The organism is Mycobacterium shunyiense, from assembly GCF_058270035.1.
On record NZ_JBZDPT010000028.1, the window covers coordinates 1 to 3,383 of the forward strand.

Below are 3,383 nucleotides of genomic sequence, written 5' to 3' on the forward strand. Positions count from 1 at the left end.
TGTGCGTCTTACTGAAACCCATCAAACATTTGGTGTTTGTTGGTTGTTGTAAGTTTTCGGCCGGTTAGTGCCAGTTCCCTTCACCCATTACTGGGCTTCCAGGTCTGACCTATCAATCCCGTGGTCTGCGGGGGGCCTTATCCCTCTAAAAGGGTGAGAAGCCTGGTCTTGGAGGGGGTTTCCCGCTTAGATGCTTTCAGCGGTTATCCTGTCCGAACGTGGCTATCCAGCCGTGCTCCTGGTGGAACAACTGGTACACCAGAGGTTCGTCCGTCCCGGTCCTCTCGTACTAGGGACAGATTTCCTCAAGCTTCTGACGCGCGCGGCGGATAGAGACCGAACTGTCTCACGACGTTCTAAACCCAGCTCGCGTGCCGCTTTAATGGGCGAACAGCCCAACCCTTGGGACCTGCTCCAGCCCCAGGATGCGACGAGCCGACATCGAGGTGCCAAACCATCCCGTCGATATGGACTCTTGGGGAAGATCAGCCTGTTATCCCCGGGGTACCTTTTATCCGTTGAGCGACACCCCTTCCACTCAGAGGTGCCGGATCACTAGTCCCGACTTTCGTCCCTGCTCGACATGTACGTCTCGCAGTCAAGCTCCCTTGTGCACTTACACTCAACACCTGATTGCCGTCCAGGTTGAGGGAACCTTTGGGCGCCTCCGTTACATTTTGGGAGGCAACCGCCCCAGTTAAACTACCCACCAGGCACTGTCCCTGAACCGGATATACGGTCCGAGGTTAGAGGCCCAATACGATCAGAGTGGTATTTCAACAACGACTCCACCCACACTGGCGTGTGAATTTCACAGTCTCCCACCTATCCTACACAAACCGTATCGAGCACCAATACCAAGTTGTAGTGAAGGTCCCGGGGTCTTTTCGTCCTGCCGCGCGTAACGAGCATCTTTACTCGTAGTGCAATTTCGCCGAGTCTATGGTTGAGACAGTTGAGAAGTCGTTACGCCATTCGTGCAGGTCGGAACTTACCCGACAAGGAATTTCGCTACCTTAGGATGGTTATAGTTACCACCGCCGTTTACTGGGGCTTAAATTCTCTGCTTCACCCCGAAGGGTTAACAGGTCCTCTTAACCTTCCAGCACCGGGCAGGCGTCAGTCCGTATACATCGTCTTGCGACTTCGCACGGACCTGTGTTTTTAGTAAACAGTCGCTTCTCACTGGTTTGTGCCACCCCCTCCCGCTGCCGGCCGCAAAAGCCTTGACGATATGGGGGTCCCCCTTCTCCCGAAGTTACGGGGGCATTTTGCCGAGTTCCTTAACCATAGTTCACTCGTACGCCTTAGTATTCTCTACCTGACCACCTGTGTTGGTTTGGGGTACGGGCCGTGTATGTCCTCGCTAGAGGCTTTTCTTGGCAGCATAGGATCACCGAATTCGCCTCAAACGGCTATGCATCACCTCTCAGGAATATGAAACGCGGATTTGCCTACGTTTCTCCCTACCGGCTTACCCCAGTACAACCACTGACTGGTACGGCTACCTTCCTGCGTCACCCCATCGCTTGACTACTACCCACCGGGGTCCCACGCAGCCCCGTCAACGCCTCACCCCGAAGGGATCGGTCACGACGGTTTTGGATGGTTAGCACAATGGATTCATCATGGACGCACATACACGGGTACGGGAATATCAACCCGTTGTCCATCGACTACGCCTGTCGGCCTCGCCTTAGGTCCCGACTCACCCTGGGAGGACTGGCCTGGCCCAGGAACCCTTGGTCTTTCGGCGGGCAAGGTTCTCACTTGCCTATTCGCTACTCATGCCTGCATTCTCACTCCCACACCCTCCACAGCTAGATCACTCTGCTGCTTCACCGGATGCAGGACGCTCCCCTACCCAACGTATAAATACGTTGCCGCGGCTTCGGCGGTGTACTTGAGCCCCGCTACATTATCGGCGCACAATCACTTGACCAGTGAGCTATTACGCACTCTTTCAAGGGTGGCTGCTTCTAAGCCAACCTCCTGGTTGTCTTCGCGACTGCACATCCTTTTCCACTTAGTACACGCTTAGGGGCCTTAGCCGGCGATCTGGGCTGTTTCCCTCTCGACGCACGGAGCTTATCCCCCGCCGTCTCACTGCCACATTCTTGGACTTGTCGGCATTCGGAGTTTGGCTGACGTCAGTAACCCTGTGGGGCCCATCGGCCATCCAGTAGCTCTACCTCCAACAAGAAACATGTGACGCTGCACCTAAATGCATTTCGGGGAGAACCAGCTATCACGGAGTTTGATTGGCCTTTCACCCCTACCCACAGCTCATCCCCTCAGTCTTCAACCTAAGTGGGTTCGGGCCTCCACGCGGTCTTACCCGCGCTTCACCCTGGCCATGGGTAGATCACTCCGCTTCGGGTCCAGAACACACCACTACACCACACACTGTTGTGTGGATACGCCCTATTCAGACTCGCTTTCGCTGCGGCTACCCCACACGGGTTAACCTCGCGACATGTCCCTGACTCGCAGGCTCATTCTTCAAAAGGCACGCCATCACCCCACGACAAAGTCGAAGGCTCTGACGGATTGTAAGCGCACGGTTTCAGGTACTATTTCACTCCCCTCCCGGGGTACTTTTCACCATTCCCTCACGGTACTAATCCGCTATCGGTCACTGGGAAGTATTCAGGCTTACCGGGTGGTCCCGGCAGATTCACAGCAGATTTCACGGGCCCGCTGCTACTCGGGAACACTGTTCAAGGCAGATGTCAGGTTTTCACGTACCGGGCTCTCACCGTCTACGGCAGGTCATCCCAAACCACTTCCGTTAACCACGACATTTTCTAACTACCCTCCAGCCAGGTAGAACTGGAAAAACAGGTCCCACAACCCCGCACACACAACCCCTACCCGGTATCACATGCATACGGTTTAGCCATCCTCCGCTTTCGCTCGCCACTACTCACGGAATCACTTTTGTTTTCTCTTCCTACGGGTACTGAGATGTTTCACTTCCCCGCGTTCCCCCCCACTACCTATGTATTCAGTAGTGGGTAACACGACATCACTCGTGCTGGGTTTCCCCATTCGGACATCCTCGGATCAACGCTCGGTTGGCAGCTCCCCGAGGCATATCGCAGCCTCCAACGTCCTTCATCGGCTCCCAGTGCCAAGGCATCCACCATGCGCCCTTAAACACTTACAACACAAAAACCAAAAAATGAGTTTCAAAAGAAATTGCACATCAATCGCACACAAACACTGGCCCACACCACCCATACAGGCGGTGAGAGCCTCACGTATTCGCGTGCTAGATGCTCGCAACCACTATCCACAAATCAAACACCACACCCCACCACCAAAGTGAGGCAACAACACGCCGACACCCGCAACCGGGAGCCACCCCCCGAAAGGGGCAC

1 rRNA gene is annotated in these 3,383 nt (G+C 55.1%); it reads right to left on the minus strand.

Features of this window, described 5'->3' with window-relative positions:
• Positions 1–44: 44 nt before the first annotated feature.
• A 23S ribosomal RNA gene (locus tag AC4ELS_RS17100) occupies positions 45–3,169 on the minus strand.
• Between the last annotated feature and the right edge of the window lie 214 nt (positions 3,170–3,383).